Origin of the sequence: Megasphaera massiliensis, from assembly GCF_000455225.1 — a bacterium.
GTDB lineage: Bacteria > Bacillota > Negativicutes > Veillonellales > Megasphaeraceae > Megasphaera > Megasphaera massiliensis.
On sequence record NZ_HF954532.1, the window covers coordinates 142,844 to 161,607 of the forward strand.

14 protein-coding genes and 1 other annotated feature are annotated in these 18,764 nt (G+C 51.6%); of the genes, 5 read left to right on the forward strand and 9 right to left on the reverse strand.

Going from position 1 to position 18,764, the window contains the following annotated elements:
* Nucleotides 1-198 precede the first annotated feature (198 nt).
* The 3 genes from larC to TX77_RS00815 form a co-directional block, all read right to left on the reverse strand.
* Complete coding sequence (gene larC, locus TX77_RS00805) at nucleotides 199-1,056, reverse strand: nickel pincer cofactor biosynthesis protein LarC (RefSeq protein ID WP_044502919.1); 858 nt, start codon at nucleotides 1,054-1,056, stop codon at nucleotides 199-201.
* An 11-nt stretch (nucleotides 1,057-1,067) separates the two neighbouring features.
* Nucleotides 1,068-2,069: a nicotinate-nucleotide--dimethylbenzimidazole phosphoribosyltransferase gene (locus TX77_RS00810; RefSeq protein ID WP_044502920.1), complete on the reverse strand. Its 1,002-nt coding sequence runs from the start codon at nucleotides 2,067-2,069 to the stop codon at nucleotides 1,068-1,070.
* Nucleotides 2,070-2,151: 82 nt separating this feature from the next.
* Entirely contained in the window at nucleotides 2,152-3,249 is a 1,098-nt protein-coding gene (locus TX77_RS00815; protein ID WP_044502921.1) for an iron-containing alcohol dehydrogenase family protein, read from the reverse strand.
* A 449-nt stretch (nucleotides 3,250-3,698) separates the two neighbouring features.
* On the opposite strand from TX77_RS00815, the gene TX77_RS00820 reads away from it, so the two are divergent.
* Nucleotides 3,699-5,576: a carbon starvation CstA family protein gene (locus tag TX77_RS00820; RefSeq protein WP_044502922.1), complete on the forward strand. Its 1,878-nt coding sequence runs from the start codon at nucleotides 3,699-3,701 to the stop codon at nucleotides 5,574-5,576.
* 447 nt (nucleotides 5,577-6,023) lie between these two features.
* Nucleotides 6,024-7,901, forward strand: coding sequence for a carbon starvation CstA family protein (locus TX77_RS00825; protein ID WP_044502923.1), 1,878 nt, complete (start codon nucleotides 6,024-6,026; stop codon nucleotides 7,899-7,901).
* A 106-nt stretch (nucleotides 7,902-8,007) separates the two neighbouring features.
* On the opposite strand, the gene TX77_RS00830 is transcribed toward TX77_RS00825, so the two are convergent.
* The 5 genes from TX77_RS00830 to TX77_RS00850 form a co-directional block, all read right to left on the reverse strand.
* Nucleotides 8,008-8,907, reverse strand: coding sequence for a radical SAM protein (locus TX77_RS00830; RefSeq protein WP_044502924.1), 900 nt, complete (start codon nucleotides 8,905-8,907; stop codon nucleotides 8,008-8,010).
* Nucleotides 8,908-8,918: 11 nt separating this feature from the next.
* The gene (locus TX77_RS00835; protein ID WP_044502925.1) at nucleotides 8,919-10,316 is read right to left on the reverse strand and encodes an FAD-binding oxidoreductase; all 1,398 of its coding nucleotides are present in this window, start codon (nucleotides 10,314-10,316) and stop codon (nucleotides 8,919-8,921) included.
* A gap of 77 nt (nucleotides 10,317-10,393) precedes the next feature.
* Nucleotides 10,394-11,674, reverse strand: a complete 1,281-nt coding sequence (locus TX77_RS00840; RefSeq protein ID WP_044502926.1) for a DUF445 domain-containing protein — start codon at nucleotides 11,672-11,674, stop codon at nucleotides 10,394-10,396.
* Nucleotides 11,671-12,945 (reverse strand): DUF445 domain-containing protein, encoded by a 1,275-nt coding sequence (locus tag TX77_RS00845; protein ID WP_044502927.1) that lies wholly within the window; start codon nucleotides 12,943-12,945, stop codon nucleotides 11,671-11,673. The genes TX77_RS00840 and TX77_RS00845 overlap by 4 nt, the downstream gene beginning before the upstream one ends.
* Nucleotides 12,946-12,953: 8 nt before the next feature.
* Nucleotides 12,954-13,646 (reverse strand): MBL fold metallo-hydrolase, encoded by a 693-nt coding sequence (locus TX77_RS00850; RefSeq protein ID WP_044502928.1) that lies wholly within the window; start codon nucleotides 13,644-13,646, stop codon nucleotides 12,954-12,956.
* A 248-nt stretch (nucleotides 13,647-13,894) separates the two neighbouring features.
* Nucleotides 13,895-14,110: a binding site (T-box leader), on the forward strand.
* Between TX77_RS00850 and cysE the strand changes: the two genes are divergently transcribed.
* From cysE to cooS, 3 genes are all read left to right on the forward strand, one after another.
* Nucleotides 14,110-14,862 carry a serine O-acetyltransferase gene (gene cysE / locus TX77_RS00855; RefSeq protein ID WP_071822268.1) on the forward strand — a complete coding sequence of 251 codons (753 nt, stop codon included), beginning with the start codon at nucleotides 14,110-14,112 and terminating at the stop codon, nucleotides 14,860-14,862. Its footprint overlaps the feature before it by 1 nt.
* Before the next feature lie 149 nt (nucleotides 14,863-15,011).
* The gene (gene cysK / locus TX77_RS00860) at nucleotides 15,012-15,956 is read left to right on the forward strand and encodes a cysteine synthase A (RefSeq protein ID WP_044502930.1); all 945 of its coding nucleotides are present in this window, start codon (nucleotides 15,012-15,014) and stop codon (nucleotides 15,954-15,956) included.
* Nucleotides 15,957-16,112: 156 nt separating this feature from the next.
* On the forward strand, nucleotides 16,113-18,287 hold the full coding sequence (cooS, locus tag TX77_RS00870) for an anaerobic carbon-monoxide dehydrogenase catalytic subunit (RefSeq protein ID WP_081651668.1): 2,175 nt from the start codon (nucleotides 16,113-16,115) through the stop codon (nucleotides 18,285-18,287).
* 114 nt (nucleotides 18,288-18,401) lie between these two features.
* On the opposite strand, the gene TX77_RS00875 is transcribed toward cooS, so the two are convergent.
* Nucleotides 18,402-18,764: a DUF1667 domain-containing protein gene (locus TX77_RS00875; protein ID WP_044502933.1), complete on the reverse strand. Its 363-nt coding sequence runs from the start codon at nucleotides 18,762-18,764 to the stop codon at nucleotides 18,402-18,404.

Below are 18,764 nucleotides of genomic sequence, written 5' to 3' on the forward strand. Positions count from 1 at the left end.
AAAGTTGACTTATCTCACCGAAACGGGGAGACTTGTCGGCACCTTTTGTAAATATTTTTTACAAATCACAAGTGCTTAATAAGTTTAACACAGAGCCAAAGGATTGTCAAGAACGTTTTCTATTCTAAAAAATCTGAAGCCCTGTAAAAGGCGGCTCAAAAAGCAACCCTTTACAGGAACAATCAGAAAGTTTCTCGGTTACAACGGTGACGCTTCACCAATAAACCCGCGCAGGACATTGGGCGTTGCCAAGTTTTTGGTTCCGGCACCATAGGCTACGGTATGATAGATGAAGTCAGCCGGTCTTTGCCCTGCATGAGCTAAGACCTTCACCAAGGCAGCTCCCGTCGGCGTAACCAATTCACCCTTGATATCCGTCGAATACCAGGGAATACCGGACAAAAGTTCCGCTGTGGCCGGCGCCGGCACAGGCATGATGCCGTGGGCGCAGCGGACAAAGCCGCTTCCGGCATGAAGAGACGAGGTGCTGATCTGTTCGATGCCCAAGTAGTTCAGACACCAAACGGTACCGACGATATCCAAGATGCAGTCGATGGCGCCAACTTCATGAAAATGAATTTCCTCGACCGGTACTCCGTGTACCTTGGCTTCCGCTTCAGCTAAGGCCTGAAAGACGGCCAGGCTCTTGGTTTTTATCCCTTCTTCCAAGGGCGACCCTTTGATAATCTGCGTAATCTCCGCCAGGCCGCGATGGTGGTGGTGATGATGGTGACCGGTCATATCGACGAGGTGGCCGGAAGCATCGTGATGGTGTTCATGGCAGTGATCATCATGATCATGATGGTCATGATCATCGTGATCGTGATGTTCGTGATCATGGTGGGCATCATGCTTTTCATCATCTAATATTACATTATAATAAACGGCCTGCACGCCGCCCTTATTCTCACTGCGGCACAGGAGTTCATATCCCGTGAGCTGAAGCGAGGCCATGGCCTTTTGAAAAGCTTCAAATGGGACCCCTGCCTGGATGAGCATGCCGACGAACATATTGCCGCTGATACCTGAAAAACAGTCGAGATGTAGAGTTTTCATCGTGGGACTCCTTACTTCAAATTATCGTTCATCATTTGGACAGCGGCATCGAGCATGGTCAGCCCCATGGCTGAGCCCATTCCCTGGTCGAGATTCTGTTCGAGTTCGACGAAGGGTTTCAGTCCTAATTTCTTCATCTGCATCTGATGTACCGGTTCCTGGTATTGAGCTGACGGGCAAACATAGTCCTCAACCGTCGGGCACAAGGCGCGAGCCAAGAGGACGGCCGCCCCGGTCACGGCATTGTCAAAGACGACGAGCATTTTACACCGAGCTGCCGATAAAATGAACCCTACCATGGCCGCAATGTCGGGCGATCCGGCGCGGCGCAGCAAATCCAAAGGATTTTCCGGGTCGAAATTCATTTCCTCCATGACGCGTTTCAGCGAATCCAACTTTTTGCCGGACGTCATAGACGCCGGAAGGTCTTCCAATTGACCGCGGAAAAAGGCCGCCGTTATGATAAAAGCTGTGAGGAGAGCCCGTTCGCCGATATTGCCGAGGCCGACGGCCGTATATCCTTCTTCAGCCAGGTTCTCGCCAAGCTGCAGACCGCTGAACAGGGCATCCATCATTTCATCTTCACTCATGGCGTCCCGGCGAGCCCAAAAATGGCTGCCGTGCATGACTTTCAGATTCTGGACCCCCTGCGATTCGGCCAAGTCATCTTCAAGGCCCATGTCGAGGAGCATGACACCGGCTCCGATACGGTGAGCCACCTTATTGATAGCCCCGCGGCCTCCTGCAATTTCTAAAGCATCGGCCTTACTGGTCTTGCCCTGGGTCTTATTTTCCCCGCCGTCGACGGCATGGTCGGCAGCAAATATTGCAATGGCCTTCTGCAGCGTTTCCGGATGAAGGGTCTGCTGCACGCCGGCAATACGGCCTGCCAGATACGATAATTTGCTGTCCTGGCGAATTGTCAGGCTGGCCAAGCGCTGGTAGCACTCCGCAGCCTTAGCCAGATCCATCGGTTCAATGGCCTTAATAATTTGTTCTAATACAGGATCCATACTTCCTCCATAAAAGACAGTCATCGTCTCACCATGCCGGAATATCTCCTATGACAAACGATGTGCATATACGAAATGTTGCTTATAATGACTTACCGAATTCATCGGTATCGAGAATAGCCTGTTTAAAAGCATCCTTGGTCATCGGCGTGGGAACGCAGGTCCATTCACGCAGGGCTGGGGCGGCATCGACGACGGCGTCGATTTCATCGGCCTTGATGTCTAAGGCTGCCAGGGTCGTCGGGTAATTGCATTTTTTATAGAAAGCAGCGACCTTATCCCGCAGTTCAAACTGTTTATCGTAGGTCAAGAGGACTAAGACACCGAAGGAAACAGTTTCGCCGTGAAGATGGCCTTCGACAACCTGGGGAAGGACCGTCGAGGCATTGTAGAACATGTGCGCCAAGGACGAATTATAATAGTATTCTTCACCGCCTGTCGTGCAGTTGGAAACGAGGCCCGTGCTGATAATGATGTCTAAGACGACCTGCTGCAGTTCATACGTAATCTGGTTGGCCTTGAAGTCTGCCAGTGCCTTTTCCCCATACTGGAGAAGCGGTTCCGTACAAGTCTTTCCGATAGCCCGGCCCAAGAGAACGGTATGGAAGTGTTCTGCAGCCCGGCTGGCCAGTTCCGATTCACATTCCTTACTCATAGCATCGCCAATGCCGGCCCAGAAGAATTTAAAGGGAGAATCAGCAATGACAGCCATATTGATGAAGGTGTGAACCGGCGGCTGATCGAGGTAATAATAGCCGGCAAAGGACTTATCTTCCTTGTACATGACGGAAATAGCCGTCGACGGAGCGCAGTTAGACGCCAGGGTCGGGAAAGCAAAGAAGGCTTTATCGGCCTTATCGGCAACGACCTTCCCCGTATCGATGGCCCGGCCGCCGCCGACACCGAAAACGAGATCTGCCTCTTGAACGGCTTTTTCTTTCAGCAGGCGATCGACGTGTTCAAAGGTGGCATCGTCGCCATACCACAACACGTCGAGGACTTCGAGATCCGTTTTGGCAATGGCATCGAGGAGCGGCTGTTTAGCCTTGGACAGAGCCGTCTTACCGCCGATGATGACGACTTTTTTCCCAAAGTGTTTGGTGATCTTACCAATGGCATCATAGGCATGTATCCCGATGGTAAAAGCCGGCAAAACCAAGGTGTATTCAGATTTAGACATTCTAAAACCTCCTATAATATATGATAGTAAGTTCAAAAACTATGGTTATTATAGCATTGTCCCTTGCTTATGAAAAGTCCACTCCCACTGGCCGATTTGGTTCGCAATACATATGAAAAATACATATGTAGGTTTCGTCACAAATCACTTTTAGTAAATTTAATCAATATATAGTTTATAGATCCAAATATAAATCAATATATGGTATAAAAAATTCAAATATACGATATCGTAATTTCATCATGTCTTTTAAGTCATCAAGAATAGTTCTTTATTCCCAAGGAGAATCTTGTTTTTAACCCAAAAGGATATATAATGAGAGAGCTACAGAGATAGCAAAAAATTTCAACGTGCCATTTACTTTTTTCCAATTCATCAAATTCGGCATTATGTTGCTTTATAACGGATAAAGATATAGGCACACAAAATTCAAAGGAGGTTCTTTTTGTATGAACGGTTTATATCTCGTCATTATTTCTGCCTTAGTGTTCGTACTGGCTTACCGTTTTTACGGCGCATTCATTGCCGCCAAGGTATTGACCCTGAACCAGTACAAAGTTACACCGGCCTTCCGTTTTGAAGACGGTCACGACTACGTTCCGACGAACAAATACGTCGTCTTCGGCCACCATTTCGCAGCTATCGCCGGTGCCGGCCCGCTGGTCGGTCCGGTCATTGCCGCCCAGTTCGGTTATCTGCCCGGTGCCTTATGGATTCTCATCGGCGGCGTCCTCGCCGGTGCCGTCCACGATATGGTCATCCTCTTCTGCTCCATGCGGTACGACGGCAAGTCCATTGCCGAAATCGCCAAAGCCCAGATCGGTGACAAAACAGGCTTGGCAACGTCCTTTGCCGTCTTGTTCCTCAATATCCTCTGCATGGCCGGCATGGCCGTCGTCATCGCCAACGCCCTGCACGACAGCCCCTGGGGTACATTCACCATCGGCATGACCATTCCTATCGCCATCTTCGTCGGTATCTACATGCAGTTCCTGCGTCCCGGCAAAATTAAAGAAGGCACCATCATCGGCGTCGTCTTGACCTTGCTGGCCGTCGTCGCCGGCCCTGCCGTCCAGGCTTCGCCGACCTTGGCTCCCCTCTTTACCATCAATGCTACAGGCATCTCCATCGCCCTCATCATCTACGGCTTCATCGCAGCTGCCCTTCCGGTATGGCTGCTCCTGGCACCGCGTGACTACCTCTCGACGTACATGAAAATCGGTACCATCGGCGCCTTGGCCCTGGGCATCATCATCGTCGGGCCGAACATTCAGATGCCGGCTATGACCCAGTTTACGGCTGGCGGCGGCCCGGTCATCACCGGTGCTGTCTTACCGTATATCTTCGTTACCATCGCCTGCGGCGCTATCTCCGGTTTCCACTGCATGATTGCAACGGGCACGACGCCGAAAATGCTGATGAACGAACGCTCCATCCTGCCCGTCGGCTATGGCGCTATGGTTACGGAATCGTTCGTTGCCATGATGGCTTTAATCGCAGCCTGCTCGCTGGTACCGAATGATTACTTTGCCATCAACTCTTCGGCCGCTCATTTCCAGGCCCTGGGCATTCAAGTCGTCGACCTGCCGCACCTGAGCAACATGGTCGGTGAAGACGTCGCCCATCGTCCGGGCGGTGCCGTTTCCCTGGCTGTCGGCATGGCTTATATCTTCTCCAACCTGCCCGGCCTCGATCACCTCATGAACTACTGGTACCACTTCTGCATCATGTTCGAAGCCTTATTCATTATGACCATCATCGATGCCGGTACCCGTGTCGGCCGTTATATGCTCCAGGAACTCGTCGGCCGCGTATGGCCTAAGTTCGGCGATCCGAACTGGAAACCCGGTGCCATCATCGCTTCTGCTTTGATTTGCGGGGCTTGGGGTTATTTAGTCCTCAACGGCAACCTGTCCACCATCTGGCCGATCTTCGGCGTATCGAACCAGCTCCTCGCTATCATCGCCCTTTCGATTTCGTCGGTCGTCCTCTGCTCTATGGGCAAAGCTCGTTACCTTTGGGTTACGGCCATTCCCTGGGCTTTCCTGATGGTCATGATCTTCTGGGCTGACTATCTCAACATCTTCGAAATTTACCTTCCGAAGGGTGAATGGACGATGTTCACCGTTTCCATCATCATGGCCCTGTTGGTCATCATCGTTGCCGTCGGCGCCGTCCGCAAGTGCATCTACTTAGCAAAGACGGTCCCTGCCAACTATGACACTTCGGAAATCGTTGAAACGGAAGAACTGAAACACCTCCAGGAACTGGTAAAAACTGATAAAGCAGCTCAGCGTTTCCAAGAAATGTCTGTCGCTCATCATTAATCAACTGCATCAAAGGCACTATCTTCATAGATAGTGCCTTTTTTATTTAACAATTTCCGTTATATATTAAGGAAATACCCCTCCACAAATTATTTTATTCAGTACATCATGAGTTTTTTTCATATATATATCGTAAACTTTACCATAAGTAACTTGCTATTTTTACTTCTTTAAACTATAGTAGGTGTATAGTAAAATCGTTATATGATATTTATAAACGACAAAAAGTCAATAGAATTGTAACAAAAACGTTTTACTTGGATGGACTGAGGATGTGGCGTTGCATCCGATTATAATATTCCTCATCAAAGCACCTGCGGCAAAAGTGATGAGATCCATACCCCCATCAAAAGCATGGCATCAGCTTTATATTTCGTACCTATACAACGCCTGTTTTGTAAGCGTCCAGCGCTTCACGAAATAAATATGATAAGGAGGGAATTTTTTATGAATGGTTTGTTTTTAGTTATCATTTCTGCATTAATATTTGTGCTGGCTTACCGTTTCTATGGTGCTTTTATTGCCGCAAAAGTACTGACCGTTAACCAGTATAAGGTTACACCGGCTTTCCGTTTTGAAGACGGTCATGACTACGTGCCGACCAATAAGTACGTCGTCTTCGGCCATCACTTCGCGGCTATCGCCGGTGCCGGCCCCCTCGTAGGCCCGGTCATCGCAGCCCAGTTCGGTTACTTACCGGGCGCCCTGTGGATTCTCATCGGCGGTGTCCTCGCCGGTGCCGTCCATGACATGGTCATCCTCTTTGCGTCCATGCGCTATGACGGCAAATCCATTGCCGAAATCGCCAAAGCTCAGATTGGTGACAAAGTCGGCCTGGCAACATCCTTTGCCGTCTTGTTCCTCAACATCCTGGCTATGGCCGGCATGGCCGTCGTCATCGTCAATGCCCTTCACGACAGCCCTTGGGGTACTTTCACGATCGGCATGACCATTCCTATCGCTATTTTCGTCGGCGTCTACATGCAGTTCCTGCGCCCGGGCCACATCAAAGAAGGTACGGTCATCGGCGTAGCACTGACACTTCTCGCCGTCATTCTCGGTCCGTCCGTATCGGCTTCGCCGACACTGGCTCCCCTGTTCACGATCAATGCTAAGGGCATTTCCATCGCCCTCATCATCTACGGCTTCGTAGCTGCTGCTCTTCCCGTATGGCTGCTCCTGGCTCCGCGTGACTACCTCTCGACGTACATGAAAATCGGTACCATCGGCGCTCTGGCCATCGGTATCATCATCGTCGGACCTACGATTCAGATGCCGGCTATGACTCAGTTTGTCGCCGGCGGCGGCCCGGTCATCACCGGTCCGGTCCTTCCGTATATCTTCATCACCATCGCCTGCGGTGCCATCTCCGGCTTCCACTGCATGATTTCGACCGGTACGACGCCGAAGATGCTGATGAACGAACGCTCCATTCTCCCCGTAGGCTACGGCGCCATGCTGACCGAATCCTTCGTCGGCATGATGGCCCTTATCGCAGCCTGCTCCCTCATCCCGAACGACTACTTCGCCATCAACTCGACAGCTGAACACTTCCAGGCCCTGGGCATCCAGGTCGTCGACCTGCCTCAGTTGAACGCCATGGTCGGTGAAGACGTAGCTCATCGTCCCGGCGGCGCCGTTTCGCTGGCTGTCGGCATGGCTTTCATCTTCTCCAACATCCCCGGCCTTGACCACCTGATGAACTACTGGTATCACTTCTGCATCATGTTTGAAGCCCTGTTCATCATGACCATCATCGACGCCGGTACTCGTGTCGGCCGTTACATGCTCCAGGAACTCATCGGCCGCGTATGGCCGAAGTTCGGCGATCCCCATTGGCTCCCCGGCGGCATCGTCGCCTCGGCTCTGATCTCCGGCGCATGGGGTTACATCGTACTCCAAGGCAACCTGTCTACGATTTGGCCGATATTCGGTGTATCGAACCAGCTCTTGGCCATCATCACCCTGGCCATCTCGACCGTTGTCATCTGTGCTATGGGTAAGGCCCGCTTCGCCTGGGTCACGGTCATCCCCTGGGTTTTCCTGACCGTCGTTATCTTCTGGGCTGATTACCTCAATATGTTCAACATCTACCTGCCCAAGCAGGAATGGCTCCTCTTCGGCGTATCGGCTATCATGGCCATCTTGGTCATCATCGTCAGCGTAGCCTCTGCACGGAAATGCCTTGAATTGGCAAAGACCGTACCGCCCAGCTACGATACGTCTGAAACGGTAGAAGCTGAAGAATTGAAACACCTCGAAGAATTAGTTAAATCCGATCCGATTGCCAAACGCTTTAAAGAATTGACCGTCGATCAACACTAAGACCATATAAAAAGACTGCCCCTGTGACAGCGCCTGAGATGTACATGCTCTCAGGCAGCTGCCGGGACAGTCTTTTTTATATGCATTTTTATCGATACCGAGATCGTTAGATAACGCCGGTTCCGTCAAAATCGGGAATGAAGTCATCGCTGGCGCTCTCTTTTTCCTGAACAAATCCGTCTTCAATACCGCTGTCAAAGAGATACTGTTCCGCCTCATCGTACTCTTCATCGGTCAAGGGACGGTTGATTTCCGGATAGTCTCCAGCCCGGCCGCAAGGCACGTATTGGCGCATCAAACTGAATAAAACCTGGCCGTCGTCGAAATGGTTCCGCACCCAATCGATGACGGCTTTCGTATTGTCGACACAGCCGGGAAGGATGAGGTGGCGGATGATGACGCCTTTTTTCAAAATTCCGTCGTTATCGAGTTCGTAAGGACCTACCTGGTCATACATGCGAAGAATGGCTTCGGCTGCGACCTGCGGGTAGTCTGCAGCACCGCTGTAGCGTTCGGCTAAGGCTGAATCGAGGTATTTAAAGTCCGGCAAATAAATCTGCACCTTATCTTTAAATCGATTGATGGTCTCTACCGATTCATAACCGCCGCAGTTATAGACGACGGGCACCGGCAAGGGATCTGCCAAGCTCTCTAAAATGGCAGAGGTATATGGCGTCGGCGTCACCAGATTGATGTTATGGGCGCCCTTTTCAATGAGCTCACCATAGATTTCCCGGAGCCTTCCGGGCGTAATCGGAACTCCCTTTCGTCCCATGGAGATGATGGAATTTTGGCAGAAGCAGCAGCGCAGATTACAGCTCGTAAAAAAGACCGTTCCCGACCCGCGTGTCCCGCTGATGCACGGTTCCTCCCATCGATGCAGGGCCGCTCTGGCCACGACGGGCTGGAGCGGAGAATGGCAAAAGCCGGGCATTCCCTTCTCATTCCAAAGGAGGCTGCGGACGACACCGCAGCGTCGAGGACAGTCATTACATATCGATTCCATAGTCACGCACCTCAATCAAAAATCTTTCCGGGATTTAAAATCCCCTTCGGGTCCCAAGCCCGTTTCAAAGCTTTCATCAATTCCAACTCGACGGGGTCAGTATATTTTGCAAATAAAGCTTTCCGGGCCTGACCGATACCGTGTTCGCCGGAAACAGCGCCGCCCAGACGATAGGCTGCTTCACAGGCCTTATCTTCAAAAGCCGCGATACGACCTCCTTCATCGGCCTCATCTGCAAAGCCCCGACGCAGGAGGTCCAAGTGAATATTGCCGTCTCCGGCATGGCTGACACCGCGGAATACGACGCCCGTCGCTTCACCGATGGCCTTCAACTCGTTCATGAAGGACAATAGTTTATCCGGCGGTACGACGAAGTCTTCCATGGCGGCGACCGGGCAGTCCGAAGCCGACGCTTCGGTAAAGGCCTTGCGGGCCTTCCAAACTTTTTCGGCATCGGCCATGAAGACTTCGACAGCCCCGAGAGATCGGCAGATGTCATCGAGATTCATGCAGTCATCGTCAAGGCCGTCTTCACTTTGACTGTCAAGCTGGATAATCATATAGGCTCCGCCTTCAGGGCAGTTCTGTTTTTCATCGAGCCATTCCCCGACGACTTCGATGACATCGTAATCCATAAATTCCAAACACGTCGGCGTAATACCGGCCTTGGGGAGCGCCGTCACCAGCGATAAGGCCTGTTCGGCCGATGGAAAGACGGCCAGGACGTGTGCCGTCGACTTTGGCAAGGGCACAAGCTTTAAGGTCAGTTTCGTAATAATGCCCAGCGTCCCTTCAGAGCCAACGACGATTTTTTCCAAGGGGTAGCCGGCCGTCATCTTATGGAGGCGCTTACCGAGATTAGCAATTTTCCCGGTCGGCGTGACGACTTCAAGAGCATAGATTTGGTCTCTCGTCGTCCCATACTTCACGGCCCGGTTACCGCCGGCATTGGTGGCCCCGTTGCCGCCGATACAGCAGCTGTCGCCGCTGCACGGGTCACCGGCATAGAGAAGGCCCCTTTTACCGGCTTCCTTTTGTATCGTCTCGGTAATGACGCCGGCTTCTACGACCATGTACATAGCCGCTTCATTAATTTCTAAAATGCGGTTCATCCGCTCCGTACTGACCATGATGCCGCCGCGGCCGTCGACAAGGGCGCCGCCTTCAAGGCCCGTCCCGGTCCCTCTGGGAATGACGGGAATGACGGCCTCGTTAGCCAAAGCGACAACAGCAGCCAATTCCTCCGCCGTTGCCGGTAAGACGACGGCATCGGGCAGAAAAGGCACCGCAAAGGTGCCTTCATCGCGACCGTAGGGAATCCGTTTATCGTCATCGGTCCAAACATATTTTTCACCTACAATAGCCTGTAAGGCCGTTATGACTGCAGGGGTTATCTGATTATACTCCATGTATTCATCCTCATAAGACAGCCCGTCCTGTTAGAAGGACGGGCACAACGCAAAACGAGCAATTCCAGAGAACCTGATTACAGAAAGAGGCCCCGCAGGAACGGCACGAGGGTAAACTGATAGATTTTCAAGACGCCAAAGACGCAAAGGCCGATGGAGGCGCCGACGATGGCACCATTGATACGAATCCAAGCCAGGTCTTCGCCGACCTTACTTTCCAAGAACTGGTTGAACCGATTTTTATCGAAGCCGGACAAGACGTCTCGGACAGCAACGGCAATGAGGGAATGTTCATGTTCCAAGATGACGTTGAACGCCCGGCGGATCTGTTCATCAAGCCATTCCTTGATTTCAGGGTAGGACCGGCAGTATTCGAGGTAGTGGATGAACTGTTCTTCCAGTAAATCTTTCAATTCTTCCCGGCCCTGTTCGCCGGTCATGAAATAGTCTTTCGTCGAATGTTCGATGTCTGTCAGCCACTGCTCGATAGGCAGGGCATCGACGAATTCATTCTGCCAGTTCTGTACCCCAAAGGATAGCTGACCATTCATCGAATAGAGCAGGATTTCCACTTTTCGGCACAGCCATTCCCGCTGTTCGCCTTCAGCATGTTCCCATTGGTCGAGCCAGTTGACGATACCCAGTTTTATATCCTTGGCGATCCGCTGAGTATCGACGATACCGAGAACCTTAGTCAAGGTAATGCTGGACATCGAGGAGTGCTGCGATTCTTCGCGCCACTGGATAATGAGCCGTTCCAACAGTTTGTCAAAATCTTCGCTGTTGACGACGCGGCGAACGAGATTGATCAGGTCCTGGAACATGGGGCTCGTCGGATCTTCGAGCAGCGAAACGAGGCGGTCTTCCAAGAAGCTTACCAAAGGCTGGCGCTTCAAATACATGCGCAGGTGCCCGGCTATGGCCGTCTGAGTTTCACCACGCTGAATATGCTGGTGGGCCCGTTGAGCGACTTCATAGAGCCCCGTACGGAGTTTTTCCCGCCCCTGAGGACCGCGCAGCCAGTCGACGGCTTTATCCATAAAGGAAATTTGATAGAGCTTATCCTTCCACATGTCGGGCTGGAGCAGCTTTTCCGATATCAATCGGGCAATCCCGTCAATGATGCGGTCGCGATGGCGATACAAGAGCTCTGTATGATAGGGAAATCCCAAGGGTTTTTCAAAGAGGGCCGTAACGGCAAACCAGTCAGCAATACTGCCGATGAGAGCTGATTGGATAACGAAGAACAAGAGCTCTTCCCAAACCGATACGTCGTGGGTGTACCACCAAAAGAAGATGGCAATGAAGGCGACGAACGACAAGCCTAAAATGAGATTGGCACGCTGTCGGTAAGTCATAAGATAGCCCCTCCTTTCATGGCGTACATAGCAAGGTATATGACGGCCCCTAAGACGGCGCCGACGAGGGAGCCGTTGACGCGAATCATCTGCAAGTCATACCAGACACTGTTTTCCAATTGTTCTGCAAGATAAGTTCCGTCATATTTAAGGATTTCTGCTTCAGCCGTCTTACCGAACCAAACCTGGAGCCGCTTCAGTTCGCGGGCAGCAAAAGCCAGGGCCTGGCGGTTGATCTGTTCGACCTGCTCCGGATTTTGGTGCCAGCCTTCCAGTTTTTGGACGACAAATTCTGCCGCTGCCGTACAGAAGCGCTTCTGATTGTCCGGATTCTGGACGTAACGCTGCCAAGCTTCCTCGGTATCCGGCCGCAGCATCAAATGATTATACATCTTATCCTTATAAGCATCGATGCGCTGACTCCATTCTTCATTGATTTCGATGTGTTCAGCCTGCTTCCACAAGTAGTGGAGAGCCTGCTGGCGCTGAAGGGAGTTTTCCTCTTTGGTTTCTTCCAAAAGAGCCAGGCATTTTTCCTGCAGCAAACCGGCAACGTGGCTCGGCTGAAAGACTTCCATTTTAATGGCCGCTTTAATAGCCCATCCCAATAAGATGTTGTGTTTGGCATACTGCCGCAGGGACTCTTCATAGATTTCACCGATATAGCCTTTTGTCGTATCGCTCTTCACGACTTGTTCCAAGGCAAAGATCATAAAATCGAGAAAATCCTTGCCCGATTCACCGCGAAGGCTGGCTTGAATCGCCTTGCTCATGACCGGCGCCAAATCGATTTTTTCGACGGCCGATCCGCCGATGCCGGCAAAGGCCTTGACAACGGTCTTCATGTCGACGGTGTACAAAAAGGTGTTTAAAATTTGGCCGAAGATGCGCTCTGCCGATTGGAATCCCTTTTCCGTATGGAGATAGTCCAGCGTCGCCCCTAAAATAGGATGGCGTTTGAGGACATTATACATATTGGAAACGGTCAAAATCTCCGATTCAATCATGTGCCGCGCCATTTCGGCAATCCGTTCCTTACTATTGGGAATCAAAGCGGTCTTAAAGGAAATGCCCAAGGGGCGCCGAAACAGCGCCGTAACCGCATACCAGTCGGCAAGGCCCCCGATAAGGGCCGCTCCCGCTAAATGAGTCAAGAGTCCGCCTGCAAAAAAGTCTTGGAACGGATAGGACAATAAGAGAACGATTGCGGCTATAATCAGGATATAATTGGCAATCTGGCTCCGTCTTCCGCCATTTGTGTTACTCGCCATAATACCTCCTATTTATCGATGATGAGGTCATCCCCATCGTGCTTGGGAATCCATAAGGGTACGTCGTAAGCCTTTTTAAATTCATCAGACGGCGTCCACGGCGTTCCAAAATAATGCATGGGAATGAGACACTTGGTTACGGAAACATCCTTTAAAAATGCTTTGACACCCCATTCACGAGCCCCTTCTAAGCGGGCGTCAACAGGGAAAAAGGTGATGTCGAAGGTCCGACCCACTAAATGCTTCATTTCTCGTTCGAAATTGGCTTTGGCTTCAGCATTGTTTTCATCGGTGTCGCCAAGCCAGTGCCACCAATTCAAGTCCCCGGCATGGAAAATCTTCAATCCGTCTGTTTCGACGAGGAACGATCCTCCTTCGTCGGTCGATCCGAATTGGGTGATCTTCGTATCGCCAAGGGTCAGCGTATCATAGAGCTTCATGGCATGAACCGCCTTGAGGCCGTCTCGTTTCAAAGGCACGTCTTCATTGATAATGTACTGGTCGCCGTCGAAGTCGGCAATGCGGCCGTTAAAGTGGTCGTCATGCCAGTGCGTAACGAAAAACCAGACCGGTTTCCGACGGATTTGGCTGTAAGCCTTGACCGTTCCTGACGGATCTTTGTAATAATCAAAGACCAGAACCTTGGAATCAGTCTCAACAGAAAAGCCACTATGATTTAAATAGGTAATCTGCGTGCTCATATAATATAACCTCCTTTATCGGTTGATAAATCATTATGCATAGTCTTTATTATACCATATATGCGCTCTCGATGTACATCGTGCCAGCCGTCCTTCCCCGCAGCGAGGCCATTTTTCTCCTCTCTAAACGGAGAAAAAAACAGGTTCACCATCGTCATTTTTAATAAATCACCAAATTTGTCATCTTTTTACAAAAATTCTATTGACAAACGGAAAGCGAAGGCGTATTATGTTCTCAAACCAAAGACATAAATGCAATGATTGAAACAAGTACACACAGGAAACGGTACAGAGAGTAGGGGTCATTGGCTGAAAGCCCTTATCAAAGTCAACTGTGATGGAATGCCTTCAAGAGCAGGATGATTGAACTTAACAGTAGGTCATCTCGGTTGCCGCCGTTATGGGTATTGAGTGGCAGTCTTCGTACTGCAATCAGAGTGGAACCACGGACCATCGTCTCTGTATGACGAGGTCTTTTTTTTATTCATTTTTTCAGACTACAGGAGGGCGCCCAGCCATGTTCAAATCACTTCGCAACGACATTCGCGTCATTAAGGACCGCGACCCGGCGGCCAAAAACACGCTCGAAGTCTTGCTCTGTTATTCCGGCCTTCATGCCATTTGGGCTTACCGCCTGGCTCACTTCTTTTACCGCCGCCAATGGTTCGTCACGGCCCGAATTATTTCCACCATCTCCCGCTTCTTTACGGGAATCGAAATTCATCCCGGTGCTCAAATCGGTGAAGGACTTTTTATCGACCATGGCATGGGAATTGTCATCGGCGAGACGACGATCATCGGCAACAACGTATCCCTCTATCAGGGCGTAACCCTCGGCGGTACCGGTAAAGAAAAAGGAAAACGCCATCCGACCATCGGCGACTACGTCGTCGTCGCCTGCGGGGCCAAAGTCCTCGGTTCTTTTACCGTCGGTGAAGGCGCAAAAATCGGGGCCGGCTCCGTCGTCCTCAAAGCCGTTCCACCGCACTCGACCGTCGTTGGTATTCCCGGACGGGTCGTCGTTCAAAAGGGCAAGCACCTCAAAGCCAGCCACAGCGAACGCGACGTCGACCTCAATCACAATCGCCTGCCTGACCCCATCGAAGATCAGATTGTAGCCCTCAAGCGCCAGGTCATGCTCTTAGAGCATCGCCTCGAACTGATCGACCAGCGGCAGGATGAGCGATGTCCCAACCAAATGAGGCCTCTTAAATAGTCCTCTGCCTTTGTTGTTCCCCTGTACAGGAAATTTTTCCCGGCACAGGCTTACATATAATATATACCCATTCGGTATAGCTTATCATTTACTGTTTATACAATTGCATTCATCGGGGGATGAATCCATACGAAAAGGAGAGATGTATCATGAGTAAAATTTACACGTCTATGTTACAGTTAGTCGGCAACACACCGATCTTGAAACCGGAACGCTACAACAGTGCCGCCGGCATTTCCGCCAATCTGCTCGTTAAACTCGACGCCTTTAACCCGGCCGGTTCTGCCAAAGACCGTATCGCCAAGGCCATGATTGAAGACGCTGAAAAGAAAGGGCTCTTGAAGAAGGGTTCCGTTATCATCGAACCGACCAGCGGCAATACCGGTATCGGTCTGGCTGCCGTCGCCGCCGCCAAAGGCTATCGTGCCATCTTTACCATGCCGGAAACGATGTCCGTCGAACGCCGCAACCTCATCTCCGCTTATGGTGCTGAAATCGTCTTGACTCCGGGGAAAACGGGCATGCAGGGTGCCGTTGACAAAGCCAACGAATTGGCCAAAGAAATTCCCGACTCCTTCATTCCCAGCCAGTTCACGAACCCCGTCAATCCGGAAATTCATCGCCTGACGACGGGTCCGGAAATCTATGAAGATACAGACGGCGCCGTCGACATCTTCTTGGCCGGTATCGGTACAGGCGGCACCATTTCCGGTGTCGGCCAGTACCTCAAAGAAAAGAAACCGTCCGTTAAGATCATCGCTATCGAACCGAAGGATTCTCCGCTCCTCTCCGAAGGCCATGCCGGCCCGCATAAGATCCAGGGCATCGGTGCTAACTTCGTTCCGGAAACCCTCGATACGAAGATTTACGATGAAGTCTTCACGGTCAGCAACGAACAGGCCTTTGAAACGGCTCAGAAATTCACCGAAGCTGAAGGCCTCCTCATCGGTATCTCCGGCGGTGCTGCCCTCTTTGCCGCCTCGGAAGTTGCCAAACGTCCGGAAAATGCCGGTAAGACCATCGTAGCCTTCCTGCCGGATAACGGCGACCGTTACCTCACGACGCCGGGCTTCATCCAGCAAAAAGTAAAATAAATTTCTAAAAAAACTAGCCAACACCATCTTGCCAAAAAAATGAACTGCTTTTATAATTGAAGGCAGTTCATTTTTTCATTAGGCAAAGTCGATATTTGCTTTATTAAATGAAAGTATTTATTATATATTTTTTATTTTTAGAAGGGGAGTGTCCTCATGTCCGAAGAAGAATTGGAAAAGGAACATAAACACCACGATCACGACCATCATGAACATAAACATGATCATGACCACCATCACGACCATCATCACGATCATGATCACCATCACGATCACGACCATCATCATGATCATGACCACCATCATGATCACGACCATCATCACGATCACGACCATGGTCATGACTGTCTGGCCGACCATGTCCATCCCCACGATCACAACCATCCCCACGTTCACGGCGGTGTCAATGACTACATGAAGGCCGTTGCCGAATACCGCAAGACCTTTGCCTCCAAGCAGGATGTCCTGGACCATACGCCGGACCCGGCCGTACGAGAAATGCTGCTGCGCATGGAACAGATTGGCTGTGACACGACCTTTGACCGCTTCGACCAGCAAAAACCGCAGTGTACCTTCGGCCTTGCCGGCGTATGCTGTAAAAACTGCAATATGGGTCCCTGTAAGATTACGCCTAAGACTCCCCTCGGCGTCTGCGGTGCCGATGCCGACCTCATCGTATCACGCAATATCCTGCGCAGTGCCGCTGCCGGTGTAGCCCAGCACGGGGCGCATGCCCGTGAAGTCTTGCTGACCTTGAAATTCATCTCCGAAGGACGGTTGAACCTCCCCATTCTCGGCGTTGAAAAACTGCATCAAGTCTGCAAAGCCTTCGGCATTCCCGATGACACAGACGACGTCAAAGCCTTGGCCGGCAAATTGGCCGACGTCCTCCTGGCCGACCTCTCCCGCCCGACACCGGATGACTATGAAACGATCAAAGCCATGGCCCCGGCTGAACGGCAAAAAGTTTGGAACGACCTCGACATCATCCCCATCAGTGCTTACAATGAAGTCTTTGACGCCTATCACCGCACCGGCGTCGGTACGGACGGAGACTGGCAGAGCATCATGAAACAGTTCCTGCGCTGCGGACTTGCTTTCTGCTTTACCGGCGTCGTCGCTGCCAACATCGCCACAGACGTCGTCTTCGGCATCGGCCATCGGGCTACTTCAAAAGTAAATATCGGCGCGCTGAAAAAAGGCTATGTCAACATCGCCGTTCACGGCCATCTTCCGACCTTGGTCAGTGAAATCGTCCGCATCGGCCGCACCCAGGAATTCATCGACCTGGCCAAGGCACACGGTGCCAAGGGCATCCAATTCTACGGCGTCTGCTGTTCCTGCCTGGCCGCCATGTACCGCTATGAAGGGGTCATCCCCCTGTCCAATGCCGTCGGGGCCGAACTCGTTCTCGGGACGGGTGCCCTCGACTTGTGGGTTGCCGACGTACAGGATGTTTTCCCATCCATTATGGACGTCGCCCGCTGCTTCAAGACGACCGTCGTCACGACCAGTGATTCCGCACGCCTGCCCGGTGCCGAACACTACGCCTACGACCATCACCATTCCAACATCGAAGATACGGAAAAATTAGCCAGAAAAATCGTCACCCGGGCCATCGAAAGCTTCGAAGCCCGCCGCGACGTGCCGGTCTTCATTCCGTCTTACGAAGTCACGGCCGATGTCGGCTTCAATGCTGAAAACATTGCCGAAGAATTCAACGGGTTCGGCCCCTTTGCCGATGCCCTTAAGAGCGGGCAGATCAAAGGGATCGTCAACATCGTCGGCTGCAACAACCCCCGTGTCGTTTACGAACGGGCCGTCGTTGACGTGGCCGAAGAACTCCTGAAAAACAACATTCTCCTGTTCACCAACGGCTGTGCTTCCTTCCCGCTCTTGAAACTCGGTTTCTGCAGTAAAGACGGCGCCGTCAAAGCCGGTGACTCCCTGCAGAAATTCCTCGGCGGCAAGCTGCCGCCCGTATGGCACATGGGTGAATGCGTCGACAACACCCGCGCATCCGTCGTCTTAGGCGGTATCGCCCAGGCTGCCGGCCATGACATCAAGGACATGCCTTACGGCTTTGCCAGCCCGGAATGGTCCAATGAAAAAGGCCTCGATGCCTCTTTGGCCTTCCGCCTGTTCGGCATCAACTCTTATCACTGCGTCGAACCGCCGGTCCAAGGTTCGACGAACGTCGAAAACTTCTTAAAGCGCGATACCAAAGAAACACTCGGTTCGGTCATGACGGTCAACGTCGATCCCAAGGCACTGGCAAAACAGATTGTCGCCGACATCGAAGAAAAACGCCGCAAATTAGGCTGGGACTAATCCCTTTCTGTCGCTATTAATGATTTATATATGTAAAACGCCCGCCAAGGAAATTCCTTGGCGGGCGTTTGTCGTATATACAGAGAGAGGATATTTTGATGTTGTTTTATACGCTTACATATCGCGGCTGGCTACGATATCGACGCCGAGGCCTAAGATATCTTTGACGATGACATCGCCCGTCTTTACCGGAGCTTTGACGTGAACATCGCGCAGAGCCAGGGCACAGTCGAGGATTTTCCCCTTGGGCAGGGTCGTCTTGGATACGACCGGTAAGAGCGGCAGTTCGCCGCCTTCAATGCTGACCGTCGACGTCAGCATGCGCTGGGGATCCGTCAATTCCTGGTGGGCATACGTTTCGCCGCGAGGACAGGTGTTGCCGGTGACGTTCGTCACTTTACCGTCTTCCAGGGTAACCGTAAGCAAGCAGCCCATAGGGCAGTTGATGCAGTTTAATTGTTTCGTTTCTACGCTCAT